Raw genomic sequence first — 26,132 nt, forward strand, 5'->3', positions numbered from 1 at the left:
TGACCGCTCCAGCTCGCCTACGGTGAAGGCGGTCTGAAAACGTTTTAGGGGAAGGACCGCGTCCGTGCTCTCCCCCACGCTTCGGCAACTGTTCGAGAACCCGCCCCGCGACTTCGGCCCCACTCCCCTGTGGTGGTGGTCGGGTGCCAAGGTCACCCGCGAGCGACTCGCCTGGCAGTTGCGGGCGTTCGCGGAGGGCGGGGTGCACAACCTGGTCGTCATCAATCTGGCACCGGCCGGGCCCACGTTCGGGGCACCGGCCGACGATCCGGCGTGGTTCGGCGAGGAGTGGTGGGCACGCTTCACCGACACCTGCGAGACGGCGGCGGAGCTGGGCACCCGGCTGTGGTTCTACGACCAGATCGGGTTCTCCGGAGCCAATGTGCAGGGCGGTGTGACCCGGCGTCATCCCGAGGCGGCCGGACTGGCGCTGCGCTGCCATGACGTCCGCGTCTGCCGGGGCTCGGTCGCTCTGGAGGATGCCGAGATACCCCTGGCCGCGTACGCGCCGGGGGGCCGGCGTCTCGGCCTCTCCGGCGACGGGCGGATCGCCGCCCCCGACGGGAGCGAGGCGCGGCTCGTCACGGCCGTGCCGACGGCGTTCGACTACCTGGACCCGCACGCCGTGGACCTGTTGATGGACGCGGTCCATCACGCGTACGACCGCCGCGTGCCGGAGTACCTCGGCACCGTCATCGCGGGCAGCTTCCAGGACGAGCTGCCCGGCACCAACGCCTGGAGCCGTCGTTTCGCCGACGAGTTCCGCGCCCGGCGCGGCTACGACCTGCTCGACCACCTGCCCGCCCTGTTCGGCACGGACGCCGGCGTATCGGAGGGGAAGATCCGCGCCGACTACTACGCGATCCGCGCGCAGTTGACGGAGGAGGCCCTGTTCCGGCCGCTCGCGGACTGGCACCGCGAGCGCGGCCTGCTGCTGGGCAGCGACCAGAGCCACCCCGCCCGCGCGGGCTACCCGGCCCAGTCGACGCAGATCTACACGGACTACTTCCGCACCCACCGCTGGTACGGCGCGGCGGGCAGCGACCACCACGGCGACGCCAAGGTGCACTCCTCCATGGCCCACCTCTACGGCCACGAGCGCGTCTGGATCGAGGCATTCCACTCCTCGGGCTGGGGCGGCACGCTGGAGGACACCTACGACTGGCTGTTGCCGTTCCTGCGCAGCGGCGCCAACCTCTACAACCCGCATGCCAGTTACTTCGGCACGGCGGGCGGCTGGTTCGAGTGGGCGCCGCCGTCCACCGACTGGCGCCAGCCCTACTGGAAGCAGTACCCGGCGTTCTCCCGGGCCGTGGCCCGGATCTGCTCGATCATGTCGTGGGGCGGCTACGCGGCCGAGGTGGCGGTGCTGCACCCCACCGCCACCATGCAGGCCCTCGTCCCGCTGGACGCGCCGGTACGGCACTTCGGCGACGGGCGGCTGGGCGACGGCCACGCCCGGGCCGACGAGACACAGCGGCACTACCTGGACCTGTGCGGCACCAACAACTGGCTCGGGCCGCATGCCGGTGCGCTGGACCGGCGCGGCGTCTCCTTCGATGTCCTCGACGACGACTCGGTGCGGCGCGCCAGGGCCGCGGACGGCGCCCTGCGGATCCGGGACCTGGCGTACCGCGCGGTGCTGCTCCCCTCGGCGAGCGTGCTGGAGGAGGCGACGGCACGGCGGCTGACCGAACTGCTGGACGCGGGAGGGCGGGTCGTGGTCGTGGGCCGACCGCCCGCCACGGCCGCCGGCCGGTCCGGTGACGACACGGTCGTGGCGGCCCTGCTGGCCCATCCCCGGCTGGAGCGGGTGGGCGGCCCCGAGGCCGGCGCCGAGGCGGTGGCCGACGCGGCCGGGCACGCGACGGGTGAGGTACCGCTGCTCGTCCGCCGCAGGGGGGACGAGGCGGTGGCACTGGTCACGGCCGCCTTCCCTCAGATCGGCACGCATCCGCTCCGGCCGCCCGGCCCTGCTCCCGAGCCCGTTCGCACCTCGTCCGTCACCGTCCGGGCGCGCGTCGCGGAGGCCGAGGTCTGGAACCCGGCGACCGGCTCGCGCTCCCCGGCCCGCGTCACCGTGTCCGACGGCGGCGCCCGGTCGACCATCGAGGTGCCGCTGGACGGGGCTCCCGCGGCCCTGGTCGTCTGGCGGGAGGGCCGTCCGACGCCGGCGCCTTCCCCGGCGGGGAAGGCGGTCCGGGTGCTCGACCTCTCGGCGGGCTGGCACGGCAGGTTGGTCCCCACGATGGACAACACCTGGGGCGATCTGGCGCTGCCCGCCGGAACCTCCGTGGAGGAGCCACAGATCTGGACCATGGAGTGGACCGGGGGTGGGGCGTGGCAGCGGGCCCGCGTCACCTACGGCAACCGGGTCCGGGTCCTGCCTCCGGTGCCGCTCGATCGGGTTCCCGAGCCGCTGGACGCGGCGTGTGCACAGCGGGTCCTGGCCGGTGAAGTCCCCCTCGTGCCACCGGAGTCCGGCTGGGACGTCGCGGTGTACTCGTCGAGCCGGGGCATCCCGGACCAGGGCGGGTTGCTGGGCACCAAGGGGCTGGTGAACGAGGAGTTCGTACGTGTCCCCGTGCCGGTCGGCGCGACGGCCGCCCGGGTTCGGACGATCGTCGAGACCGGCCGCCGGGGGCTCGCCGAACTGCACGTCGGCGCGGAGGCGGTCAAGCGGGTGTGGTGGAACGGCGAACCGCTGTATCTGGACGGCGGCGGCTACGTCGTCTCCGCCCGGGTCACCGTGGTCCGCGACCGCAACGTCCTGGAGTACGAACTGTCGGGTGCCCAGGACCGGCCCTCGACGATCTCGGCCGCCGCAGGCACACCGCTCGGCAGCTTCTTCTGCCTGACCGAGCCGGGCGGGTTCGGACCGCGCCCACGGTTCATGCGCCCGCCCGACGGGGTCCGGCCCGACGGCCGGGTCGGCTATCGCGCCCGGTTGCGGGCCCCGGCCGGGGATGCGCGGACGGTGCTCGTCGTGGGTGCCGCCTCGGCGGTGACCGTGCTCCTCGACGGGGAGGTGGTGGCGCGCCAGGAGAAGGCGGAGTACTACGCGGCGGACTGGGGCGCCGTGCCCGTGTTCTTCCGTCACGAGGCTCGGATCGGGGCGGGCGCGCACACGCTGGAGGTCGTGGCCGACAGCGCCGATGTCCGGGACGCGGTGTTCGTCGACCTGGTGGCACGGTCGGGGTCCGGGGTGACGTCCCTGGTCAGCGGTGCCGGCTGGGAGGCCGAGACGGGCGCGTGGCGGGGCCGGACCGTCGAGGACGAGCGCAGGCGGGGCGAGTTGCAGCACTGCCACGCCGCCGTGAGGCCGCACCCGCTGCCGGACACCGCATGGCTCAACGGCCGTCCGGTGCCCGGCGGGACGGTGTGGCCGTCGCGTTCCACCGATGACGTCCACCCGGCGCCGCAGCGGTTCCGGTTCACCGTTCCGCCGGGGACGGTGTCGCTGGAGCTGCCGTTGGCGCTGCACGCGCGGGTGCGGGTGGGGGGTGGAGAGGAACTCGCCCTGGCGGGCGATCGGCTGACCCTCCGGGAACCTCTCCCGGAGCCCACCGCGGTCGGGGTGGTCACCGAGCCCACGGCGGTGCTGCGGGGCGGCTCCGCCTGGCGGGGGCCGGTACGGGTGCGGACCGTGCCCGCACCACTGGCGCTGGGCGACTGGCGCGAGCGGGGACTGGGCGGCTGGAGCGGGGGTGTGACGTACGCGCGGGTGGTGGAGGTGCCGCCCGGGTGCGATCCGGTGCTGGATCTCGGGCGGGTGCGGGGCAGCGTGGAGGTGTCGGTCGACGGGGAGTTCGCCGGTGAGGCGTTCTGCGCGCCCTACCGCTTCCCGTTGCGCGGTGCCGCCGGGCGTACCGTCCGGCTGGAGGTGACGGTCCGGGGCACGCTGGCGCCGTATCTCGCGGAGGCCACCCCGACCGCCTGGGCCTTCGCGTCCCAGTTGTCCTCGGGGCTCTTCGGTCCGGCGACGCTGCGGATCCCGACCGACTCGCCCCTGGCCGGCTAGTCCTCCGAGGACGGCCGGGTGGAGTCGCGACGGACGAGGCCGGGGGCGAAGACGCGGGTTTCGTGGAGGTGGTCCGCGCGGGCCTCGATCTCGTCGAGCAGCATCTCCACGGCCGCCCGGCCGAGGTCCTCGACCGGCTGCCGGACCGTCGTCAGGGTCGTCGCCCCGAACGTCGCGACATCGAGGTCGCCGTAGCCGACGACCTGCAGGTCCTCGGGGATGCGCACGCCCCGTTCGGTGAGGCCCCGGCACAGGCCCGCGGCGAGGAAGTCGTTGGTGCAGAACACCCCGTCGGGCAGGTCCTTGAGCCCGCGGGCGATCTCCGTGCCGTACGCGACGGTCATCCGCTCGGCGACGACCTGGTCGAGCCGGGCCTCGCGGCGACTGCGCACGGCCTGCCGGGCGCCCTGGTAACGGTCGGCGCACTGCCGTATACCGCGCTCGCCGTTGACGACGAGGACGTCACGGGCACCGCTGTCGAGGAGGTGCTGTACGGCGATGCGGCCGCCGGCGATGTCGTCGACGGAGGCGGAACAGCCCTCCCGGTCGGACATCGCACGGTCGGCCAGGACGAGCGGGATGCCCCTTTCCCGCAGCCGTGCCAGCCGGCCCGGGTCGGCGCTGAGCGGGACGACCACCGCTCCCACGGCCCGCTGCTCGACGAGCATGCTGAAGTAGCCCTGCTCCCGTTCCGGGGCGTCGCCGCTGTGGCACAGCACGAGGGAGTAGCCGTGGTCGTAGGCCGCGTCGGCGGCGCCTCGCGCGATGCGCGCGTAGAAGGAGTTGGTGACGTCGGGCAGCACGAGCCCGATCGCGGAGGAGTGGCCGGTGCGCAGGCCCGCGGCTCCCGGGTGGGGAACGTAATCGAGCGCGGCGACCGCGACGCGGACGCGCTCGGCGGTCCGGGCGTTGACCCGCTCGGGCCGGTTGAGCACGTTCGACACCGTGGACACCGACACGCCGGCGGCGGCCGCGACGTCCTGAATGCGGGCGGGGCGTGCCGGAACGGCCTCCACCCCCCTCGCTGTTGCAGCCGTGCGACCAGGCACGACGGTGACCTTCATGGGCGTCGCGAGTATATCGCGACCGGATGTGGAACGTTTTTGCCGACCTGCTGCCCGATGGGCTCCTCGTCACGCGGTGGGCCGCCGCGCGAGCGGGTGCCGCGCGAGCGGGTGCCGCGCGAGCGGGTGCCGCGCGAGCGGGTGCCGCGCGAGCGGGTGCCGCGCGAGCGGGTGCCGCGCGAGCGGGTGCCGTCGGTGGCGATCGGCGACGGCGACGGCGACCGGTGGGACGCCCTTCTCTCCCAGGGCTGCACCGTCCCGGTCGCCGCGCCGCTCGGCGCCATCGCCCCGCCGCTCTCGAAGCGGATCCCCCTTGGCCTCCTTGCCGAGTGGGCTCAGCAGGATCACCACGGCCAGGGGGGCACGAGGGTCCACACCATCGCCGACGGATACCCGTGGCGCTCGGCGGGGGCCTCCTGGATCGGCCGGAGTCGCAGCGAAGGCTGGTGCCGCGGCAGGCGATGTTCGCCCCGTCGCGACGCCCGGAACGCTCCCCATGCTCGGCTCCGCCCGAACGGAAGGGACCCCTGCCGCCGCACCGGACGCCGCTCCTCAACGAGCCAACGTTGTCTGCCGCGGCACTGGGCAGGCGGCGACGCGATGCGGGCCGAGCGCGGCCCAGGACCGGACCGAGAGCGCCGACGCCCGTCAGCGGCGCTCGGGAACCCGCCGTCCCGGCGCCGTGACGTCGCCGGACGCCGCCGCGTCGATCAGGCGGCGGAAGGTGGCGCACTCCAGGTGGCTCGGTGCGGGGCAGGCGGCGGCGTGCCGCAGGGAGTCCCGCAGGACACCCAGTTCGCGGATCCTGCGGTCCAGTTCGTCCGCCTTGGCCGACAGCTTCCGCCGGTCGATGCGCGGCTGCCCGTCCGGCGCGAACATCTGCGCGATCTCGTCGAGGGAGAACCCGGCCGTCCGTCCCAGCGCTATCAGTGCCAGCCGCTCCAGGACCCCGGGGTCGTACTGCCGCCGCAGGCCGCGCCGGCCGGTCGAGGTGATCAGCCCCTTCTCCTCGTAGAACCGCAGGGTCGAGGCCGGCACTCCGGTGCGGTGCGCCACCTCGGCGATGTCCAGCTCTGCCATTGTCTTGACCTCAAGTCGACTTGAAGTAGAACGCTGTCATCCCGTCCGCACGAAGGCAAGACGAAGGCAAGCAGAGGGAGAGACGACGATGGATGCCTCACACACGTCCCATGACGAGCAGGCCGCCCGCTGGAACGGGCCCGCCGGTCATGCCTGGGTGGATCTCCAGGGGCTGCTGGACGACATGTTCAGGCCCTGGGAGGAGCTGCTCGTCGACACCGTGGCCGTCGAACACGCGGCGAGTGTGCTGGATGTCGGCTGCGGCACGGGAAGCGTGACCCGTGCCGTCGCACGCAGGGTGGGTCACTGCGTCGGTGTCGACATCTCCGGCCCGATGCTCGACACGGCCCGGGCGCGCGCCGAGCAGGAGGGCGTACCGGCCTCCTTCATCCAGGCCGACGCGCAGGAGCACGCGTTCGAGCCGGCCGCCTTCGACGCCGTCGTCTCGCGCTTCGGCGTCATGTTCTTCAGCGACCCCGTGCGGGCCTTCGGCAATCTGAGGAGCACGGTGAGGGACGGAGCGGCACTGCGGTGCGTCGTGTGGCGGGGCCCCGAGGAGAACCCGTTCATGACGACGGCGGAGCGCGCCGCGGCCCCGTTCCTGCCGGAGCTTCCCGCCCGGCAGCCGGACCAGCCGGGCCAGTTCGCCTTCGCGGACCCCGAGCGGGTCCATCGCATTCTGGCGGAGAGCGGCTGGGCCGGGATCGACATCCAGCCGGTGGACGCGGTCTGCGCCCTGCCGGAGAAGGACCTCGTCACGTACTTCACCCGGCTCGGTCCGCTCGGCACGGTCCTGCCCGGGGCCGACGAGCGGACCCGGGCCGAGATCATCGAGGTGGTCCGGCCCGCCTTCGATCCCTTCGTGCAGGGCGCGGAGGTCCGCTACACCGCGGCCTGCTGGATGGTCTCGGCGCGGGCCGCCGGGGCGAAACTTTCGTGAGGTCCGGCCCCCTTTTCCGGACGCGGGCGACCCGCGCATAGTGAGGTCACGATGACGCAGAAGAGAGCCCTGGTGGTCCGAGGCGGCTGGGAAGGGCACCAGCCGGTCGAGGCCACGGAACTGTTCCTGCCCTTCCTCCGGGCCAACGGATACGCCGTCCGGGTCGAGGAGTCGACCGAGATCTACGCGGATACCGCCGAGATGGCCGGCACGGACCTGATCGTGCAGTGCGTGACGATGTCGGAGATCACGCGCGACCAGCTGGCGGGGCTGTCCTCGGCGGTCGTGGCCGGTACCGGCTTCACCGGCTGGCACGGCGGCATCGCCGACTCCTTCCGGGCCTCCTCGGACTATCTGCACCTGGTGGGCGGCCAGTTCGCCACGCACCCGGGCAAGATGCCGTGCGAGCGCCGGGGTGAGGCGGCGGACAACTTCCTGCCCCACACCATCACCCTCACCGATGCCGGTCGCGCGCACCCGATCACGGCCGGCATCGAGGACTTCGTGCTGGAGACCGAGCAGTACTGGGTGCTCCACGACGACCTCATCGACGTCCTGGCCACCACCACGCATCCGGTGCGGTCGTGGGAGCCCTGGCACCGGCCGGTCACCTCGCCGGCGGTCTGGACCCGCCGGTGGGGCGCCGGGCGGATCGTGGTGACGACCCCGGGGCACAGCGTCGACGTCCTGGAGAACCCCCACGTCCGCACCATCGTCGAGAGGGGCATGCTGTGGGCGACGCGCACCGCGTCGGCATCGTAGGGCTCGGCGTCATCTCCCGCGCGTACCTGGACACGCTGGTGGGACATCCCGGTGTGCGGGTCACCGCGGTCGCCGACCTCGACGCCTCCCGGTCGGCGGTGGCCGCCGCCGAACTGCCCGGCGCCCGGGCGCTGTCGGTCGAGGAACTGCTGAGCAGCCCGGACGTGGACACGGTGCTGAACCTCACCACCCCGGCCGCCCACGCGGAGATAGCACTCGGGGCGATCCGCCACGGCAAGAACGTCTACGGGGAGAAGCCGCTGGCGGCGGGCCTGGCGGACGCCCGGGCCGTCCTGGACGCCGCCGCGAAGGCGGGTACCGGGGTGGGCTGCGCCCCGGACACCGTCCTGGGCACGGGAGTTCAGACCGCGCGGGCGACCGTGGAGGCGGGAAGAATCGGGCGGCCCCAGTTCGCCTCGGCCGTGATGGTCACCCCGGGCCACGAACGCTGGCATCCCCACCCCGACTTCTACTACACGGCCGGGGGCGGCCCGTTGCTGGACATGGGGCCGTACTACCTCTCGTCCCTGGTCCATCTGCTCGGGCCGGTGCGGGCCGTGATCGGGGCGGGCGGGAGGCTGCGCTCCGAACGCGTCATAGGTTCCGGCCCGCGTGCGGGCGCGCGCATACCGGTCGAGGTGGACAGCCATGTGTCGGGAGTGCTGGAGCACGTGAACGGGACGCTGACCACGCTCACGACGAGCTTCGACGGCGTGGCCACCACGGCCGCCCCCATCGAGGTCCACGGTGAGAGCGGCTCCCTCGCGGTCCCCGATCCGAACCGCTTCGACGGCGAGGTGCGCCTGCACGCGCTCGGCGGCACCGGGTGGCGCGCCCTCCCGGTGTCGGCGGGCTACGCGGACGGCGCGCGCGGCCTCGGCCTGCTCGACTTCCTCACCGCCGACGGCGAGCGGGCGCCTCGCGCGAACGGTGAACTCGCGCTGCACGTGCTGGAGACGATGACCGCTCTGCTGCGGGCGGCGGCCGAGGGACGGCGGATCGAGCTGACGACATCGGCCCGGGTACCCGCCCCCGTGCCCCTGACGGCGGCCGCGCAATGGCACGGCCGGACCGTCTGACGTCAGTCCACGGGCCAGGTGTGCGCGGGCGCGTTCATGTGCATGTAGTCCATGTACGTCCGGGTCATCTGCCGCAGCGCCTCCCGCCGGTCGGAGATGCCGGCCTTCTCCAGGTGGTGCACCATCTCCGCCTGCCACAGGGCGCCGTTGCGCCCGGTGACGCAGCGCTGCTCGATGATGCCCAGCAGGGGCTCGCGCCACTCGGTGTCCATGCCGGTCAGCTCCAGGCCCTTGTGGGCCAGGGGCAGCAGCCGTCGCAACACCAGTTCGGTGACCGGTACTTCGCCCACGCCGGGCCAGTACAGGCGGGCGTCGATGCCGTCGCGGGCGGCGGTGTGCAGGTTCTCCTCGGCGACCGAGAAGGACATCCGCGTCCACACCGGCCGGTCCTCGTCGACCAGGGCGCGGGTCAGTCCGTAGTAGAAGGCGCCGTTGGCGATGATGTCGGCCACGGTGGGGCCGGCGGGCAGCACCCGGTTCTCGATGCGCAGATGGGGGCCGCTGTCGGTGACGGCGTAGATGGGGCGGTTCCAGCGGTAGATCGTGCCGTTGTGGAGGGTCAGTTCGCCCAGCTGGGGAACACCGCCGCTGTCCAGCTCCTGCTGCGGGTCCTCGTCCTCGCACAGGGGCAGCAGGGCCGGGAAGTAGCGCACGTTCTCCTCGAAGAGGTCGAAGACGCTGGTGATCCAGCGCTCCCCGAACCACACCCGGGGCCGTACGCCCTGGGCCTTGATCTCCTCGGGGCGGGTGTCGGTGGCCTGCTCGAACAGGGGGATGCGGGTCTCGCGCCACAGCTCCTTGCCGAACAGGAAGGGCGAGTTCGCCGCGAGGGCGATCTGTACACCCGCGATGGCCTGGGCCGCGTTCCAGTAGTGCGCGAACTCCTTGGGCTCCACCTGGAGATGGAACTGGGTGCTGGTGCAGGCGGCCTCGGGGGTGATGGTGTCGGCGTACGTCGACAGGCGCTCCACTCCGTCGACCTTGATCCGCAGATCCTCGCCCCGGGCGGCGAAGATCTGCTCGTTGAGCAGCCGGTACCGCGGGTCGCCGGAGAGCGCGGACTCGCTGACGTCCGACTCGCCCAGGGTGGGCAGGATGCCGACCATGATCAGGTGGGCGCCCACCGCCGCGGCGCGGTCCTCCGCGTGGTTGAGGGCGTCGCGGATCGCCTGCTCCCAGGAGCCGGGGCCACCGGCCGTCAGCTGCCGGGGCGGGATGTTGATCTCCAGGTTGAACCGGCCCAGCTCGCTCGACCAGGCGGGGTCGGCGATCGCCCGGAGCACGTCGGTGTTGCGCATCACGGGCAGCCCGGCGTCGTCCACCAGGTTGAGCTCGATCTCGAGACCGACCTGGGGGCGTTCGCTCTCGAACCCCGACTCGTGGAGCATCCGGGCGAGCACCTCGAGGTCGGTGTGCATCTTCTCCCGGTACCGACGGCGGTCCTCCCGGGTGAACACCAGGGCCGGCACGTCACGTCCCATGTGCCCTCCTGCGCTCCTTCGGCGGATGCGTCCGCACCCTCGGCGGATACGTCTCGTCCCAGAGTCGCACCTTGTCCTCGACCACGCACCCACCCGGCCTGAGTTTGTGCCGAAAACAAACAAACCCCGGACGCCCAACGACGTGCCGGGCGACGGAGCGGGTCCTGCCCTGCGCGAGGTGCTTCTTCGCGCGGTGGCCGACTCCCTGACCCGACTCCGCACAGCCCTCGCCTTCTGCTGGGCGGAAGGGCTCTCCGCCGGCCGCACTGACCGGTGTGGCGGTGGCGGCGGCCGCAGGGGCGCTGGTGGGGGCGGTGGCCCGGCGGGCGGACGGGGACTGAGGAGGGCAGGCTGCCAGGAGGGAGCCCGGTGATCCTGGGTACCCGTGGCCGGGCCCGTGGTGATCACCGGCCCGTACGTCAGGTACAAGGAGGCAGATCCGTGACCGAACAGCAGCACCCCGGCGAGCAGCACCCGACCCCGGAATTCCCCACCCAGGACCAGCCGCACCCCGGCTGGACGGGGCCGATGGACCCGCCCCCGGACCACGGTGAGGAGTCCTACCGGGGCAGTGGCCGGCTGGCCGACCGCAAGGCCGTGATCACCGGCGGCGACTCCGGGATCGGCCGCGCGGTCGCCCTGGCGTTCGCCCGCGAGGGAGCCGACGTGCTCTTCACCCATCTGGAGGACGAGAAGGACGACGCCGGCGAGACGGTCCGGCTGATCGAGGAGGCCGGCCGGCGTGCCGTGCCCGTCGCGTGCGACGTGCGCGAGGAGGAGAACTGCCGGGCCCTGATCGACCGCGCCGTGCAGGAGTTCGGCCGGATCGACGTCCTCGTGAACAACGCGGCGTACCAGATGGCCCAGCCCGACGGCATCGAGGCGATCACCACCGAACAGTTCGACCGGGTGCTGCGCACCAACCTGTACGGCATGTTCTGGCTGTGCAAGCTGGCCCTGCCGCACATCCCGGAGGGCGGCAGCATCATCAACTCCACCTCGGTGCAGGCGTACAAGCCCAGTCCGCATCTGCTGGACTACGCGACGACGAAGGGCGCGATCGTCACGTTCACGCAGGGGCTGGCACAGATGCTGATCGAGAAGGGCATCCGCGTCAACGCGGTCGCACCGGGCCCGGTCTGGACGCCGCTGATCCCTGCGACCCTGCCGGACACGCAGACGTTCGGCAAGCAGGCCCCGATCGGACGGCCCGCGCAGCCCGCCGAGATGGCTCCGGCGTATGTCTTCCTCGCCTCGCAGGAGGCGTCGTACATCACCGCCGAGATCGTCAACGCGACGGGCGGGACGCCGCTGCCGTAACCACCGGGGACGGCCACCGGAAAACCCCGGTCCCGCGGAGCGCTCCATGCGGCAGACTCGGCGCCATGGAGACCGCCGAGTTCCTTCAGACCCTGGAGACGGAAGGCCGGTTGCTCGCCGCGGCCGCCGAGGAGGCCGGGACGGACACCACGGTGCCCACCTGCCCGAAGTGGCAGGTGGGCGACCTGTTGCGGCACACCGGCGCGGTGCACCGCTGGGCCGCCGCCTACATCGCGGAGCGGAGCACCGAACGCCGCCCGCTGGTGGAACCCACCGGCCTCGACGGCGCGGGGCTCGTGGCCTGGTACCGCGACAGCCACCGGCATCTCGTCGGCACGCTGGCCGGTGCCGCGCCCGACGTGGAGTGCTTCACCTTTCTGCCCGCGCCGTCCCCGCTGGCCTTCTGGGCCCGGCGGCAGGCGCACGAGACGGCCGTGCACCGGGTCGACGCGGAGTCCGCACGCGGCGGCGGCCCGACGTCCCTCACCCCCGAGTTCGCGACCGACGGCATCGACGAACTGCTGCGCGGCTTCCACGCCCGCCCCAGGAGCCGGGTACGCACCCCCGAGGCGCGCGTCCTGCGGATCCGCACCGAGGACACCGGCGCGGTGTGGACGGTACGGCTGTCGCCGGAGCCGCCCGTGACCACGCGGGACGCGTCCGCGGAGGCGGCGTGCGAACTGTCCGGCCCGGCCGAGCAGTTGTATCTGGCGCTGTGGAACCGCGCGCCCCTGCCGAACGTCACGGGCGATGGGGCGCTCGCCACGCTGTGGCGGGAGACATCGGGGATCTGAGCGCGGCCGACGGGGATCAGCCGTCGGTGAGCATCCGCGCCGGTACCCGCGCGCTGCACGGGAAGCACCTCTCCGTGCCGCGCGCGTCCCTTCGCCGTGAGACAGACCTTCACACCACGCCGGTCCTCGGGGTACATGCCGCGCTCGACGAGTCCTTCCCTCTCCAGCCGTGCGAGCTGGGAGGAAAGGCAGGGCCGGGACATGGGCTCAGTGCGGGTACGGGTCGGGCGCTGACACGGGCGGGCAGCGGGCCGTGGAACTTGCCCGCCGGGCGCACCCCTGTTTCACTCGTCGGATGACCAGTCACGGGGGACGGCGTACCCAGGCCGAACGCGACGCGATCACCGTCGAGATCGGGTACGCGCTGTGCAGTGCGGCCTTCGCCGCCGCGGTGGTGTTCGGGGCCGTGGCCGGGCCCGCGCTGCTCTTCGACCTGCCGGACACGCCGGAGCGCCTGCTGCTGCGCGCGGGTCTGGTGCTGGCGCCGGTGCTCTTCGCCGCCCGGGCGGTCAGTGTGCTGGTCCGCTTCCGCAAGGCCGATCAGCCCGGGCGCACCAGCCCCGACTCGTAGGCGACCACGACCGGTTGGGGCCCTGTCACGGGCCCCGAGTGTCACCATCGTGCGGCTCACGTGGGTCTTCGCGGTGAGCGGGCTGACGACCAGGCGGCGGGCGATCTTCCCTTTGTGCCAGGGCCACCGGGGCGCCCGCCCTTCCGACCGGTCCCAGCGCGCGGGCCCGTGCCGCCACCACTGCGGCGGGCCCGCCCCGCGTGCGCTGCTCGTCCATACCGGCCACGCTGGACGCCGCGCCCGCGGCGGCGTCGCCCCGGCGGGCTGGTCACGCGTACTCCCCGGGAAGTAGGGCCGCCCATCCCGTGCCGCTCGACGCCGTCCGCGCCGACGACGCGAGCCGCGACCGGTGCCGGACCGCAGGTCGTGCTCGGCCGCTCGCCGACGGGGGGTGCGGCGGGCCGGCGGGCCCATCGTGCGGCGGCGGCTCACGCGGGCCCGGGCATCAGCCCCACCCCCCGGGCGAGTTGCCCCACCGCGTGCCGGAAGAACGCCTCCCGGTCCTCCACCATCCGGTTGAACTGGCCGAACACCTCGAAGCTGACCAGTCCGTACAGCTGGGCCCATGCCGCGACGAGTACCGTCACGACCTCCAGCGGGACGTCGGGCGCGAAGTCGGCGGCCATTCGTTCGGCCTCGGGGCGCAGACCGTCCGGCAGCGAGGGCAGGGCAAGGCCCGGACCCCGATGAGCGTCGCGCGCGATGCCGATGAGCAGGAGGCCCACCCGGGCGGCGGCCGGAACGGTCGCGTCGGGGGCGGTGTAGCCGGGGACCGGCGATCCGTAGATCAGCGCGTACTCGTGCGGGTGCTCCAGCGCCCAGCCCCGCACCGCCTCACACACCGCGACCCAGCGCTCGAAGGGGCCGGCGGTGTCGTCGTGGGCCGCTTCGGCGCTCTCCCCCAGCGAGTCGTAGGCGTCGATGATGAGGGCGGTCAGCAGGTCGTCACGGCTGGGGAAGTAGCGGTACAGGGCGGAGGAGACCATACCGAGCTCACGGGCCACGGCCCGCAGGGAGAGCCGGGCGGCGCCCTCCGCCGCGAGTTGCCTGCGGGCCTCGTCCTTGATGGCCGCGGTGACTTCGATCCTGGCCCGGGCACGGGCGCCGTGTGCGGTGCTCATGCCCGGCAGTCTCCCATGAGAGCGGAGCAGCGCACACAAATGAGAGCGATGAACAAAAAAGAGAGCAGTGCTCTTGTAATTACTCACCCCGCCCGGCAGACTGGGGGCGAAGAGAGCGAGAGCAGCGCTCACACAAGAGAGCACTGCTTCGCCGCAGACGAGGGGTCCTCATGTCCACGCACGTCCGGAAGCCCGGCTGGCTCACCGTCAACGTCCTCAACCGTCTCGTGGCCTGGCTGACCCGCCGCGGCATCAGCGTCTGGGGCTCGCGTGTCCTCGCCGTCCGCGGCCGCAAGAGCGGCCAGTGGCGCACCACGCCGGTCAACCTGCTGACCCTGGACGGCAAGCAGTACCTGGTCGCCCCCCGCGGCCATGTGCAGTGGACGCGCAACCTGCGCGCCGCGGGCGGCGGTGAACTCCACCTCGGCAGGCGTGTGGACAGCTTCACCGCGACCGAGGTGAGCGACGACGACAAGGCACCGGTCCTGCGCGCCTACCTCAAGCGCTGGAAGGCGGAGGTCGGGGTCTTCTTCAACGGAGTCGGCCCCGGCTCCACGGACGACCAGTTGCGCCGCATCGCCCCGGACCACCCGGTCTTCGAGATCACCCCGACGAGCTGATCTCGCCGTCCGTCGCGGGACGGCGGTCCAGCGCGGACAGGGCCCGCTGGGCCACCGGGTACGAACGGACGATCTCGCCCAGCGACGTCGACCCCTGCGTGATCTCCTTGAACGCCTTCCAGGCCGGACGCAAGCCCGTCAGCGCCGCGTGGAACAGCCCGGGACGGCGCTCGAACGCCGTCAGCAGCCGCTTGCCGACACTCATCTCCACTCCGAGCCCGGCCTTCACGGCGAACGCGTAGTTGAGGGCCTGCCGACGCGTGTCCACCGCGTCGTGCGCCTCGGCGATCCGCACCGCCCACTCCCCCGCCAGCCGGCCCGACCGCAGCGCGAAGGAGATCCCCTCACGGGTCCACGGCTCCAGCAGCCCCGCCGCGTCACCGCACACCAGCACCCGTCCGCGCGAGAGCGGGGAATCGTCGGCGCGGCATCGGGTCAGGTGCCCCGAGGAGATGCTCGGCTCGAAGCCGGCGAGGCCCAGGCGTCCGATGAACTCCTCCAGGTACCGCTTCGTCGCGGCGCCTTCACCCCGGGCCGAGATCACTCCGACCGTCAGGGTGTCCCCCTTGGGGAAGACCCAGCCGTAACTGCCGGGCATGGGGCCCCAGTCGATGAGCACCCGGCCCTTCCAGTCCTCTGCGACGGTCTCCGGCACCGGGATCTCCGCCTCCAGGCCGAGATCCACCTGGCCGAGCTTGACCCCGACATGCGCCCCTATGCGGCTGGCACTGCCGTCCGCCCCGACGACGGCCCGTGCCAGCACGACCTCGCCGCCCTGGAGGACCACGGCGACCGTGCGCCGGTCCGGCACCGACGAGCCGTGCTGTTCGACCCGCTGCACCGTGACACCCGTGCGCAGCTCGGCGCCCGCCTTCTGCGCGTGCTCGACGAGCTGCTGGTCGAACTCGGGCCGGTTGATCAGCCCGAACAGCATCTGCCGGGACCGCCGCGTGCGCGTGAAGCGGCCGTTGTTCGAGAACGTCACCGCGTGCACCCGGTCCCGGAGGGGCAACTCGAAGCCGGGCGGCAGCGCGTCGCGCGAGGGACCGATGATGCCGCCGCCGCACGTCTTGTACCGCGGCAGCTCCGCCTTCTCCAGCAACAGCACGCGTCTGCCCGCAACCGCCGCCGCGTACGCGGCCGAAGCGCCCGCGGGTCCCGCGCCCACCACGACGACGTCCCACACCTGGCGCACGTCGTCCGCCGAAGAGTTCTCGCTGCTCACGATGGTCTACTGCTCCCGATCAAGCCGCCTGCCGCTGTCTCCCGCATCCTACGGCGGCGGTCACCGCAGGCCGCTGTGGGAGGATCGGCGACGTGGGTGGCCCTTACACGGGGCCGTGCCCGCACCACACGATCACCGCGTACCGAGACGTACGCATCCGTACAACGTCGCACCCACGAGGAGCGTGCCCATGCCGTCGAATCCGGTCGCCGAAACCGTCGCCTCGCTGATGCCCAGGGCGAAGGAAGAACTCACCGAACTGGTGGCCTTCCGGTCGGTGGCGGACTTCGACCAGTTCCCGAGGAGCGAGTCCGAGGGCGCCGCCCGCTGGATCGCCGACGCGCTCACCGCCGAGGGGTTCGAGGACGTGGCCCTGCTCGACACCCCCGACGGCACGCAGTCGGTCTACGGCTTCCTGCCCGGGCCGGCGGGCGCGAAGACCGTTCTGCTCTACGCCCACTACGACGTGCAGCCGCCGCTGGACGAGGCTGCCTGGACGACCCCGCCCTTCGAGCTGACCGAGCGGGACGGGCGCTGGTACGGGCGCGGGGCCGCCGACTGCAAGGGCGGGCTGATCATGCACCTGCTGGCGCTGCGGGCGCTGAAGGCGAACGGCGGCGTTCCCGTTCATGTGAAGGTGATCGCCGAGGGTTCGGAGGAGATGGGCACGGGCGGCCTGGAGCAGTACGCCGAACAACACCCCGGCCTGCTGGAGGCGGACACCATCGTGATCGGCGACGCGGGCAACTTCCGCGTCGGCCTGCCGACCGTCACCTCCACCCTGCGCGGCATGACCATGGTGCGCCTCCAGGTCGACACGCTCGCGGGCAATCTGCACTCGGGCCAGTTCGGCGGTGCCGCGCCCGACGCGCTGGCCGCCCTCATCCGCGTGCTGGACTCGCTGCGCGCCGAGGACGGTTCGACGACCGTCGAGGGGCTCTCGGGTGACGCGGCCTGGGAGGGGTTGCAGTACGAGGAGGAGCAGTTCCGCCAGGACGCCAAGGTCCTGGACGGCGTCGAGCTGATCGGGTCCGGGACGGTCGCCGACCGCATCTGGGCACGGCCGGCCGTCACGGTCATCGGCATCGACTGCCCGCCCGTGGTCGGGGCCACCCCGTCCGTGCAGGCCCGTGCCCGGGCGCTGATCAGCCTGCGGGTGCCGCCGGGCGTGGACGCGGGTGAGGCGACCAAGCTGCTCCAGGCGCACCTGGAGGCACATACGCCGTGGGGCGCACGGATCGGCTGCGAGCAGATCGGCCAGGGCCAGCCCTTCAGCGCCGACACCACCAGCCCGGCGTACCGGGCCATGGCGGACGCGATGGCGGTGGCCTACCCCGGGCAGGACATGCAGTACGCGGGACAGGGCGGCTCCATCCCGCTGTGCAACACGCTGGCCGCCCTCTACCCGCGAGCGGAGATCCTGCTCATCGGGCTGAGCGAGCCGGAGGCCCAGATCCACGCGGTGAACGAGAGCGTCTGTCCCGAGGAACTGGAGCGTCTGTCGGTGGCGGAGGCGCTGTTCCTGCGCACCTACGCGGCGAACTGACCGCTCTGCCCGCAGCAGAAGGCCCTCGTCCCCGGACGGGGGCCTTCCTGGGGTCGTCGCATGGACGTCATCGAGCTGTCCCCCCGACTGCACCTGCTGCGCTTGCGCTTCCCGGTCGGCCAGGCCTACCGCTGGCGCGACGGCGGCGAACTGACGCTGGTCGACGCCGGCCCGGCCGGCTCCGGTGCCCCGATCGCCGAGGCGGTGACCGTCCTCGGCCGGCATCCCCGGGACGTGCGGCGCATCGTGCTCACCCACTTCCACGAGGACCACGCGGGCGGAGCGGCCGAGTTCGCCGCGCTCAGCGGCGCCGAGGTGCTGGCCCACCGGCTGGACGCGCCCGCCGTACGCGGCGACGTCCGGGGCCCCGAGCCGTTGTTCGAGGACTGGGAGCGGCCCCTGCACGAGCAGGCGCTGAGGCTGTGCCCCAGGGCGCCCCCGCCCGGCCCCGGGAGGTCACCGAGGTGTGCGGCGGCGAGGTGCTGGACATCGGCGGCGGGGCACACGTCGTGCACGTGCCGGGGCACACGAACGGCAGCGTCGCGCTCCGTCTCCCGCGGCACGGGGCGCCCCGGCCCTTCACCTGGACCGAGACAGCCGACGAGATCCTCAACCTACTCGCCGACTACCTCGCCAAGGTCGGAACCACCGGCCAGAAAACAGAGCAGGACCAACCCTCAGGATTTCCGGCGCAGCACACTAGCCGAGAGCCGGGTCCAGGACGATGTCCTCCTCGCGCGCCGTGACGGACGGCTCCTCGGGAAAGTGGCAGGCGGTCAGATGGCCCGAGGGGCTGCCCTCGACGTGCACCAGCCGCGGTTCCTCCAGGGCGCACTTCTCCCGCGCCTTCCAGCAGCGGGTGCGGAAGCGGCAGCCCGAGGGCGGGTCGATCGGGGAGGGCACGTCCCCGGCCAGCCGGATGCGTTCGCGCCGCTCGACGGCGTCCGGGTCTGCCTCGGGGACGGCCGACAGCAGTGCGTGCGTGTAGGGGTGCCGAGGCCGGGTGTAGAGCGACTCGCGCTCGGCGACCTCCACGATCTTGCCGAGGTACATCACGGCGACCCGCTCGGAGAAGTGCCGTACGACGGCGAGGTCGTGGGCGATGAAGACGAAGGCGATGCCGAACTCCCGCTGGAGGTCCTGGAGCAGGTTGACGACCTGCGCCTGGATGGAGACGTCCAGAGCGGAGACGGGTTCGTCGGCCACGATCAGCTTCGGCCGCAGGGCGAGCGCGCGGGCGATGCCGATGCGCTGGCGCTGACCGCCGGAGAACTCGTTCGGGTAGCGGTTGTAGTGCTCGGGATTGAGCCCGACCGTCTCCAGGAGTTCCTGGGCGCGTTTCTTGTGCCCCTGCGGCGGGTTGATGCCGTTGAGCCGCATCGGCGTCTCGACGATGGTGCCGACGGTGTGCCGGGGGTTCAGCGACGAGTACGGGTCCTGGAAGATCATCTGGAGGTTGCGCCGGGCCTCTCGCATCCGCCCGGGTGGCCGGTGCGTGATGTCCTCGCCGTCGAAGACGACGGAGCCGCCGGTGGGTTCGAGCAGCCGGGTGATCAGCCGGCCCGTGGTCGACTTGCCGCAGCCGGACTCTCCGACCAGGCCCAGCGACTCGCCCGGCCCGACGGAGAAGTCGATGCCGTCGACGGCCCGGACGGCCCCGACCTGCCGTTGCAGGATGATGCCCTGACGGATGGGGAAGTGCTTCTGCAGACCGCGTACCTCCAGGAGGTTCTCGCCGGCCGGGCGGTCGGTGCTGTGCCCGGTGGGGGGCTCGGTGGTGCTCACGGCATGCTCCCTTTCGTCCGCCGCCGTCACGGTGCGGTCCGTGCGGTCGCGGCGCCGCGGTCGTCCGGACCGGTCCCGCCGCGGATCTCCTGCTTGGCCTCGTCGCCGAGGTGGCACGCGGCGAGGTGCCGTTCGCTGCCGGGGACCTGGCGCAGCTCGGGCCGTGCCGTCGTGCAACGGCCCTGCGGGACCCAGCCCTTGTAGGCGCAGCGCGGGTGGAAGGAGCAGCCGTCCGGCAGGTTGATCAGGCTCGGCGGGTTGCCGGGGATCGGGTCGAGCCGTTGGCCGACGTCCCCGCTGAGATGCGGCATCGACTGCAACAGGCCCCAGGTGTAGGGGTGTTGTGGCTGTCCGAGCACGTCGCGGGTGGTGCCGTACTCGATGCGCCGGCCGCCGTACATCACCAGGATGTCGTCGGCGACGTCGGCGACCACGCCGAGGTCGTGCGTGATGATGACGACGGCGGAGCCGAACTCCTGCTGGAGGTCGCGGATCAGGTCCAGGATCTGCGCCTGGACGGTGACGTCCAGGGCGGTGGTGGGCTCGTCGGCGATGAGCAGGGCCGGGTCGCACACCAGCGACATGGCGATCATGGCGCGCTGGCGCATGCCGCCGGAGAACTGGTGCGGGTAGTCCCGGACCCGGCGCTCGGGCTGCGGGATGCCGACCCGCTTCAGCATCTCCACCGCGCGGTCCCCGGCCTCCTTCTTGGAGACCTTGTGATGCACCCGGTAGGCCTCGGCGATCTGTGAGCCGACGGTGAAGAAGGGGTGCAGCGCGGACAGCGGATCCTGGAAGATCATGGAGACCGTGCGGCCGCGCAGTGCGCGCATGTCGGCCTCGGGCAGGGCGACGAGTTCCCTGCCCTCCAGCCAGATCTCGCCGGAGACCCGGGCGCGGGTGCCCTTGTGCAGTCCCAGCAGGGCCAGTGAGGTCACCGACTTGCCGGAGCCGGACTCGCCGACGATGCCGAGGGTCCTGCCCTTCTCCAGGGTGAAGGAGACGCCGTCGACGGACTTGACGAGGCCGTCCTCGGTCGGGAAGGCCACCCTCAGGTCGCGTACGTCGAGGAAGGGGGCGGACGCGGGGGCGACATCCGCGGGCTGCGGTGAGGTCGATACGGGCACGGGTGTTCCTAAGGACGAAGAAGGGCTCAGGCGAGGCGCACGCGCGGGTCGACGAGGCCGTACACCAGGTCGACGACGACGTTGGCGAGGACGACGAACGTCGCGGCGAAGAGCGTGGTGCCGAGGATGACCGGCAGGTCGGAGTTCTGGACGGAGTCGACCGCGAGCTTGCCGATGCCGTTGATGCCGAACACCGACTCGGTGATGACCGCGGAGCCGCCGATCAGTGAGCCGACGTCCATGCCGAAGATGGTGATGATCGGGGTGATGGCGGCCCGCAGACCGTGCTTGAGGACGACGGTGGCGGCGGGCAGGCCCTTGGCGCGGGCGGTGCGCATGTAGTCCTCCGCGAAGACCTCCAGCATGGAGGAGCGGGTGAGCCGGGTGTACATCGCGAGGTAGACGATGACCAGGGTGCTCCAGGGCAGGATCAGCCCCTGGAACCAGCCGGCCGGGTCCTCCGTGATCGGCGTGTAGCCGGAGGTCGGCAATATCTGGAACGTGTCGACGAAGAGGTACAGCAGGAGCAGGCCGACGAAGTAGATCTGCACCGACACGCCGAACAGGGCGAGTCCGACCGCCGCCTTGTCGGCGGCCCGGCCCCTGTGCACCGCCGCGACGGTGCCGAGGCCCACGCCCAGGACGAGAAACGCCACCGCGGCGCCGAGGCCGAGGGAGAGGTCCGCCGGGAAGTCCTGGAGCAGGGTGGTCAGGACGGGGGTGTCGGTCTGGAAGGAGATGCCGAGGCAGGGCGCGCCGCAGTGCACGCGCACGCTCTGGTCGCCGTAGTCACGGCCCGCGACCAGCCCCTTGACGAACTCCCAGTACTGCGTCAGGTAGCTCTGGTCCAGGCCCAGCGAGTGCTTGATCTCCGCGAGACGGGAGGGCGAGCAGGTCTTGCCACAGGCCAGGAGCGCGGGGTCGGACGGCAGCGCGAAGAAGATGAAGAAGGTGATCGTGGTGATCACCAGCATGATCACGGCCGCTGCCAGCAGGCGTCTGATGAGGTAACGAAACATGGGGTGCCGGGACCTGACGTGAGGGGGATGCCCGCCGGCGGCCGGGGCCGCCGGCGGGGTTCAGAGGGGATGCGTCACTGCTTGATGTAGGCGTGCACCAGGCTGGGTTCGGCCATGATCGAGTCGTTGATGACCCCGCCGACCTTCGAGCCGCTCACCTCGCTGAAGTTCATGTACATCAGCGGGACGACGGCGGCGTCCTTCAGGATCTGCTGGTCCAGGGCCCCGTAGGCGGCGTTGCGCTGCTTGATGTCGGTCATCCTGCCGATCCTGTCGATCTGCGCGTTGACCTTCGGGTCGTTCAGGTACGAGAGGTCGTTGTTGGACTGCGGGAGCTTCTTGATCTGGCGCCCGTCGAAGAGGGTGGGCAGCACGGTGGAGGCGTTCGGCCAGTCCGCGATCCAGTCGCCCCAGGTCAGGTCGTACTGGTTCTTCACGTTGTCGACGGTGCTGAAGTAGTTGTTCTTGTCGATCGGGGTGATGTTCACCGTGATGCCGATCTTCGCGAGCGCGGTCTTCACGGCGTCGGCGAAGTGCTCGTGCGTGGGGATGTTCTCCACCGCGAGGGACATCGTCGGCTTGGGGTCGCCGGCCTGCTTCATCAGGGCCTTGGCCTTGGTGAGGTCACCGGCGGGGTTGCTGCTGTAGAGGTTGAAGTCCTTGTGCCCGTCGATGCCGGGGGCGAGCATCGTGGTGGCGTAGCCGCCGTAGGCCGAACCGCCGAAGGCTCCGCGTACGGTCGTCTTGTCGACGGCGTACTCGATGGCCTGACGGACCTTGAGGTCCTTGACCCGGTTCATGTTGATCGCCATGTAGTTGATGCCCGGGGCCGGGATCTTGTAGTAGCGCGACTTCAGCGACGGGTCGCCCGCCATCGTCGTCAGGTCGGAGCCGGCGATCGGGGTCTGCGTGATCGCGGTCTGCGCGGAGCCGCCGTCGGACTTGATCTGCTGATCGATGGCAGCCTGGTCCTGCCCGAACTTCGCGTCGATCTCGTCGAGGTTCTGCTGGCGGATCGGGTCGGTCGACCGGCTCCAGTTCTTGTTCCGGACGAGGACCATTTCCTTGTTCTTGGTGTACGACTTGATCATGTAGGGCCCGTCGGACCAGACATGCGTGTCGTACGTGGCGCCGGTGTCGTGGGCCTTGGGCACCGCAGACCAGCCGGTCATGGCCGTCGTCTCGTTGAAGTCGGCGACGGGCTGGTTGAGATGGAAGACGAGCGTGTACTTGTCCGGTGTCCCAATCGAGGCCAGTTGCTTGCCTTGGTACGGGCCCTTGTAGGAGCCGCCGCCGACCAGCCACTGACTGGCGTACGGCGGACCGCCGTTGATGTCCGGGGAGAAGGCCCGCTCGACGCCGTACTTGACGTCCTGGGCGGTGACCTCGGAGCCGTCCTGCCACTTGACGCCGTGGCGCAGGTGGAACGTCCACACGGTCGCGCCCTTGGTGGCCGTTCCGGTGTCGGTCGCCAGATCGCCGACCAGCTTGGGCTGGGGCCCCGTCTCGTCCCAGCCGGTGAGGGTGCGCACGAGCTCGTAGTCCATGCTCGAACCCTCTGTGGTGTAGGTCCGCTGAGGGTCGATGTGGTTGAAGTCGGCGTCGTCGAGGATCGTCAGCGTGCCGCCCTTGGACGGGGAGCCGCTGGCGCTGCTGCCGGAGGACCCTCCACAGGCGGTGGTTCCGAGGGCGATCGCGACGGCGGTTGCCGCGAGAGCGACCGTGCGGGATCTGCGCGTGCTGCGCGTCATTGAGGAAACTCCGTTCTTGCTACGGGTCGGCGGCCGTTGGTGGGACCGCCGTGCCGAGACTCGGGGGGTGGTTCGTCAGCCGCGGCGGGCGCGGGGATCCAGGGCGTCCCGGACGCCGTCCCCGAGCAGGTTGAGCGCCAGGACCAGGAGGAGGAGCAGGACGCCGGGCACGAAGAGGTACATCGGGTCCTGGAGGAAGAACTGGGAGGCGTCCGACAGCAGCGACCCCCAGTCGGGGTTGGGCGGGATGACACCCACGCCCAGGTACGACAGGGCCGCCTCGGTGGTGATGTTCTGCGGGACGGCGAGCGCGAAGGAGATCAGGATCGGCGCCCACAGGTTGGGCAGCAGCTGCCGGAAGAGGATGTGCCGCCGGCCGGCACTCATCAGCCGCGCGGCGTCGACGAACTCCCGCTCGCGCAGGGACAGTACCTGTCCCCGCACCAGGCGGGCGGTGTACGCCCAGGCGAAGACGGCGATGTTGAGGACCAGGACGAGCAGCCGGAGGTTCTCGTCGGTGCCGCCGTGGCTGTTGGTCTGCAGCGCGTTCTGGATCACCGGGGTGAGCGCGATGATGAACAGCAGCTGCGGGAACGCCAGCATCACGTCCATGATCCGGGAGAGCAGGGAGTCGACCCAGCCGCCGAAGTAGCCGGCGGCGAGCCCTGCGACGACGCCGACGGCTGTGGACAGCAGCGCCGAGGCGAATCCCACGTAGAGGGAGGTGCGCAGGCCGTAGACGATCCGGGCGAACAGGTCGTAGCCGGTGCCCGGTTCGACGCCGAGCAGGTGCTGGGCGCTGATGCCGCCCAGCGATCCGTAGGGGAAGTTGCCCGTGTCCGGGTCGATCGCCCGGTTGTCGGGGGTGATCGGTCCCCAGCCGGTCAGCGCGGTGAGGACCGGTGCGAGGAGGGCGATCGAGATGAACAGGAGGGTGGCCGCCAGGGCCACCGTGGTGACCTTGTCCCGCCTGATCCGCCGCCAGGCCATCCGGGCCGGTGAGCGGCCGGCGACTTCCGTGCCGCCGGGTCTGGAGTCCTGCGTCGACGGCTCGGCGTGCAGCGCGGTGCCGCCGCCGGTGTCGACCGGCTGGTGTTGCGTGGTCATCGTACGGACATCCCGGATCTGCCCCTGGGGCAAGGAAATGGGGGTGGCGGTCATTGCTTCCGCCGTGAGACTCTGCGGACTTTCGCAATGGCGTGCGAGTCCGGTCAAGCCGCGCAGGGGCGAGAAAAGGGAGTGTTTGCGGACATGGTGAAGTGTTGACGAGAGCGGGGAACGCGATTACCCGGCGCGTGAAGGTCCGAGGGGAGTTCCTTGGGCAGGGATTGGCCGTGGCTCCGCCGTCGTTTCCTCTCGCTTTTCCCTCGGAATTTCCCGTGCCGGGTAAAGAGCACGCGTACGGCGCCCGCCGTCAGCCGACGGGAACCCCGGCCTCCAGGTAGAAGGCCGCTCCGCGCTCACGGGCCCGCAGGGCCCAGCGCAGCCGCTCGTAGCGCACCGGGGGCAGCAGGCCTGCCGCCTCCTCCTCGGTGACGAACCGCCAGGCGCGCAGCTCCGGACCCGGCAGCAGCAGCCGGCCGGCCTGCGCGGAATGGAGGAGGCCGCCGTCGAAGAGCAGCCGCAGACCGCCGAACCCGGGGGGCACGGGGCGCTCCCAGTCGACGACGAGCAGGCCGGGCACCTCGTCGAGGCTGATGCCGGTCTCCTCGGCGACCTCGCGCATCCCGGCGCGCGCGGGTGCCTCCCCGGGTTCGACGACGCCGCCGGGGAACTCCCAGCCGGCCTTGTACGTGGGGTCGACGAGCAGCACCCGGTCCCGCTCGTCGAAGAGGAGCACTCCGGCGGCGAGTGTCTCGGCGGTGGGCTCCGGCGTCTGCACGATGTCGCAGGCGGGCACGGAACCGCTGGTGACGGCGTCGGCGATCCGGACGGCCGTCTGGTACGGCGTGAGGTCGCTGTTGTCGACCGGGTGGGCGTCGGCGGTGAGCCAGGAGGCGAGTGCGGCCCGGTACGGCTCGATGTGGTCGAAGGACCACTGGCGTATTCGTATCTCGTCCTCGGGCAGGTCCCCCGGAACCTCGCGGCCCGCTATGCGTTCCCGCAGTATCGTTTCAGCCGGTGCGAGCAGGATGTGGCTGACCGGAATCCTGCGCGCGGCCAGCCCGCCGAAGATCTCGTCGCGGTACTCCTGGCGCAGCAGGGTCATGGGGACGACGAGGGTTCCGCCGAGTTCGGCGAGCATCGCGGCCGCCGTGTCGATCACGAGCCGTCGCCAGATGGGCAGGTCCCGGAAGTCGCCGGCCTCGGCGAGGCGTTTGGGCGGCAGCAGGTGGGCGAGCGTGCCGCCGATGACCTCCGGGTCGAAGAGTGTGCTGTTCGGGATCAGGTCGATCAGCTCCCGTGCGGTGGTGGTCTTCCCCGCACCGAACGCGCCGTTGATCCAGACGACGGTCACAGGTCCCCCTCTTCTGTTGGCCCCCTGAGGCTTGCCCGTTCCACCCTGCCACGGAAACCAGCCGCAGTTGAGGGCGCATGACGACGGCGCCGGCGCCCCCTCTGGCGGGAGTGCCGGCGCCGTGGCCGCGAACCGTGGGGCCGTCAGCCCTTCTTGTGCTGGGCGCCGTCCTCCCGGTCCAGGGACAGGCTTTCCTTGGCGACGGTCTCGTCGAGGGTCTTGAGGGTCTCGTCGACGCTCAGGGTGCCCAGACCGTCCCCGAGGGCGTGGGACGGGGTGACCGCCGCGACGACGAAGCCGGTGGCGAGGGAGGCGATGGCGAGCATGCTGCGCTTCTTCATGCCCGGCTCAACGGCCGGACCCGCCGC

At 71.8% G+C, this 26,132-nt stretch carries 22 protein-coding genes and 3 pseudogenes; 10 read left to right on the forward strand and 15 right to left on the reverse strand.

The window, feature by feature from the left end; genetic code table 11:
• The first annotated feature begins 64 nt into the window (after positions 1–64).
• Entirely contained in the window at positions 65–4,021 is a 3,957-nt protein-coding gene (locus ABTX62_RS12140) for a glycosyl hydrolase (RefSeq protein WP_352116063.1), read from the forward strand.
• Here ABTX62_RS12140 and ABTX62_RS12145 read toward each other — a convergent pair.
• From ABTX62_RS12145 to ABTX62_RS12155, 3 genes are all read right to left on the reverse strand, one after another.
• A complete protein-coding gene (locus ABTX62_RS12145; RefSeq protein WP_502997941.1) occupies positions 4,018–5,085 on the reverse strand; it encodes a LacI family DNA-binding transcriptional regulator in 1,068 nt (355 codons plus the stop codon). The two genes, ABTX62_RS12140 and ABTX62_RS12145, sit on opposite strands and share 4 nt — an antisense overlap.
• 69 nt (positions 5,086–5,154) lie before the next feature.
• Positions 5,155–5,433, reverse strand: coding sequence for a hypothetical protein (locus ABTX62_RS12150; protein WP_352116065.1), 279 nt, complete (start codon positions 5,431–5,433; stop codon positions 5,155–5,157).
• A gap of 300 nt (positions 5,434–5,733) precedes the next feature.
• Positions 5,734–6,165 (reverse strand): helix-turn-helix domain-containing protein, encoded by a 432-nt coding sequence (locus ABTX62_RS12155; protein WP_352116066.1) that lies wholly within the window; start codon positions 6,163–6,165, stop codon positions 5,734–5,736.
• Positions 6,166–6,253: 88 nt separating this feature from the next.
• Here ABTX62_RS12155 and ABTX62_RS12160 point away from each other — a divergent pair, with 88 nt between their 5' ends.
• The 3 genes from ABTX62_RS12160 to ABTX62_RS12170 are packed head-to-tail and all read left to right on the forward strand — an operon-like array spanning position 6,254 to position 8,946.
• Positions 6,254–7,105 carry a class I SAM-dependent methyltransferase gene (locus ABTX62_RS12160; protein ID WP_352116067.1) on the forward strand — a complete coding sequence of 284 codons (852 nt, stop codon included), beginning with the start codon at positions 6,254–6,256 and terminating at the stop codon, positions 7,103–7,105.
• 51 nt (positions 7,106–7,156) lie between these two features.
• Positions 7,157–7,867: a ThuA domain-containing protein gene (locus ABTX62_RS12165; RefSeq protein ID WP_352116068.1), complete on the forward strand. Its 711-nt coding sequence runs from the start codon at positions 7,157–7,159 to the stop codon at positions 7,865–7,867.
• The gene (locus tag ABTX62_RS12170; RefSeq protein ID WP_352116069.1) at positions 7,837–8,946 is read left to right on the forward strand and encodes a Gfo/Idh/MocA family protein; all 1,110 of its coding nucleotides are present in this window, start codon (positions 7,837–7,839) and stop codon (positions 8,944–8,946) included. The genes ABTX62_RS12165 and ABTX62_RS12170 overlap by 31 nt, the downstream gene beginning before the upstream one ends.
• 2 nt (positions 8,947–8,948) lie before the next feature.
• On the opposite strand, the gene ABTX62_RS12175 is transcribed toward ABTX62_RS12170, so the two are convergent.
• Entirely contained in the window at positions 8,949–10,427 is a 1,479-nt protein-coding gene (locus ABTX62_RS12175; RefSeq protein ID WP_352116070.1) for a glutamate-cysteine ligase family protein, read from the reverse strand.
• A gap of 441 nt (positions 10,428–10,868) precedes the next feature.
• On the opposite strand from ABTX62_RS12175, the gene ABTX62_RS12180 reads away from it, so the two are divergent.
• Together ABTX62_RS12180 and ABTX62_RS12185 are read left to right on the forward strand one after the other, a co-directional pair.
• Positions 10,869–11,747, forward strand: coding sequence for an SDR family oxidoreductase (locus tag ABTX62_RS12180; protein ID WP_352116071.1), 879 nt, complete (start codon positions 10,869–10,871; stop codon positions 11,745–11,747).
• A 65-nt stretch (positions 11,748–11,812) separates the two neighbouring features.
• A complete protein-coding gene (locus tag ABTX62_RS12185; protein ID WP_352116072.1) occupies positions 11,813–12,541 on the forward strand; it encodes a maleylpyruvate isomerase family mycothiol-dependent enzyme in 729 nt (242 codons plus the stop codon).
• 16 nt (positions 12,542–12,557) lie between these two features.
• On the opposite strand, the pseudogene ABTX62_RS12190 reads toward ABTX62_RS12185, so the two are convergent.
• A pseudogene (locus tag ABTX62_RS12190) lies at positions 12,558–12,729 on the reverse strand (winged helix DNA-binding protein); the annotation flags it as partial.
• A gap of 107 nt (positions 12,730–12,836) precedes the next feature.
• Here ABTX62_RS12190 and ABTX62_RS12195 point away from each other — a divergent pair.
• Entirely contained in the window at positions 12,837–13,112 is a 276-nt protein-coding gene (locus ABTX62_RS12195; protein ID WP_352116073.1) for a DUF6332 family protein, read from the forward strand.
• Here ABTX62_RS12195 and ABTX62_RS37885 read toward each other — a convergent pair.
• Both ABTX62_RS37885 and ABTX62_RS12200 read right to left on the reverse strand, forming a co-directional pair.
• Positions 13,082–13,220: pseudogene (locus tag ABTX62_RS37885) on the reverse strand (DNA-binding response regulator); the annotation flags it as partial. The gene ABTX62_RS12195 and the pseudogene ABTX62_RS37885 sit on opposite strands and share 31 nt — an antisense overlap.
• Positions 13,221–13,540: 320 nt before the next feature.
• Positions 13,541–14,233: a TetR/AcrR family transcriptional regulator gene (locus ABTX62_RS12200; protein ID WP_352116074.1), complete on the reverse strand. Its 693-nt coding sequence runs from the start codon at positions 14,231–14,233 to the stop codon at positions 13,541–13,543.
• 170 nt (positions 14,234–14,403) lie between these two features.
• Between ABTX62_RS12200 and ABTX62_RS12205 the strand changes: the two genes are divergently transcribed.
• On the forward strand, positions 14,404–14,853 hold the full coding sequence (locus ABTX62_RS12205; RefSeq protein ID WP_352116075.1) for a nitroreductase family deazaflavin-dependent oxidoreductase: 450 nt from the start codon (positions 14,404–14,406) through the stop codon (positions 14,851–14,853).
• Here the strand turns inward: ABTX62_RS12205 and ABTX62_RS12210 are convergent.
• On the reverse strand, positions 14,837–16,078 hold the full coding sequence (locus ABTX62_RS12210; protein WP_352116076.1) for a geranylgeranyl reductase family protein: 1,242 nt from the start codon (positions 16,076–16,078) through the stop codon (positions 14,837–14,839). The two genes, ABTX62_RS12205 and ABTX62_RS12210, sit on opposite strands and share 17 nt — an antisense overlap.
• Before the next feature lie 190 nt (positions 16,079–16,268).
• Here ABTX62_RS12210 and ABTX62_RS12215 point away from each other — a divergent pair, with 190 nt between their 5' ends.
• Together ABTX62_RS12215 and ABTX62_RS12220 are read left to right on the forward strand one after the other, a co-directional pair.
• Positions 16,269–17,624, forward strand: a complete 1,356-nt coding sequence (locus ABTX62_RS12215) for a dipeptidase (RefSeq protein ID WP_352116077.1) — start codon at positions 16,269–16,271, stop codon at positions 17,622–17,624.
• A gap of 60 nt (positions 17,625–17,684) precedes the next feature.
• A pseudogene (locus ABTX62_RS12220) lies at positions 17,685–18,190 on the forward strand (MBL fold metallo-hydrolase); the annotation flags it as partial.
• A 133-nt stretch (positions 18,191–18,323) separates the two neighbouring features.
• Here the strand turns inward: ABTX62_RS12220 and ABTX62_RS12225 are convergent.
• The 7 genes from ABTX62_RS12225 to ABTX62_RS12255 form a co-directional block, all read right to left on the reverse strand.
• The gene (locus tag ABTX62_RS12225) at positions 18,324–19,409 is read right to left on the reverse strand and encodes an ABC transporter ATP-binding protein (RefSeq protein WP_352116078.1); all 1,086 of its coding nucleotides are present in this window, start codon (positions 19,407–19,409) and stop codon (positions 18,324–18,326) included.
• 26 nt (positions 19,410–19,435) lie between these two features.
• A complete protein-coding gene (locus ABTX62_RS12230) occupies positions 19,436–20,536 on the reverse strand; it encodes an ABC transporter ATP-binding protein (RefSeq protein ID WP_352116079.1) in 1,101 nt (366 codons plus the stop codon).
• 26 nt (positions 20,537–20,562) lie between these two features.
• Positions 20,563–21,555: an ABC transporter permease gene (locus tag ABTX62_RS12235; RefSeq protein WP_352116080.1), complete on the reverse strand. Its 993-nt coding sequence runs from the start codon at positions 21,553–21,555 to the stop codon at positions 20,563–20,565.
• Positions 21,556–21,629: 74 nt separating this feature from the next.
• Positions 21,630–23,306: an ABC transporter substrate-binding protein gene (locus ABTX62_RS12240; RefSeq protein WP_352116081.1), complete on the reverse strand. Its 1,677-nt coding sequence runs from the start codon at positions 23,304–23,306 to the stop codon at positions 21,630–21,632.
• Positions 23,307–23,381: 75 nt separating this feature from the next.
• Positions 23,382–24,413: an ABC transporter permease gene (locus tag ABTX62_RS12245; RefSeq protein WP_352116082.1), complete on the reverse strand. Its 1,032-nt coding sequence runs from the start codon at positions 24,411–24,413 to the stop codon at positions 23,382–23,384.
• A gap of 307 nt (positions 24,414–24,720) precedes the next feature.
• A complete protein-coding gene (locus ABTX62_RS12250) occupies positions 24,721–25,764 on the reverse strand; it encodes an NUDIX hydrolase (protein ID WP_352116083.1) in 1,044 nt (347 codons plus the stop codon).
• Between the two features lie 143 nt (positions 25,765–25,907).
• A complete protein-coding gene (locus tag ABTX62_RS12255) occupies positions 25,908–26,105 on the reverse strand; it encodes a hypothetical protein (protein ID WP_352116084.1) in 198 nt (65 codons plus the stop codon).
• Positions 26,106–26,132 lie beyond the last annotated feature (27 nt).

Origin of the sequence: Streptomyces sp. NPDC096046, assembly GCF_040303285.1 — a bacterium.
Lineage (GTDB): Bacteria > Actinomycetota > Actinomycetes > Streptomycetales > Streptomycetaceae > Streptomyces.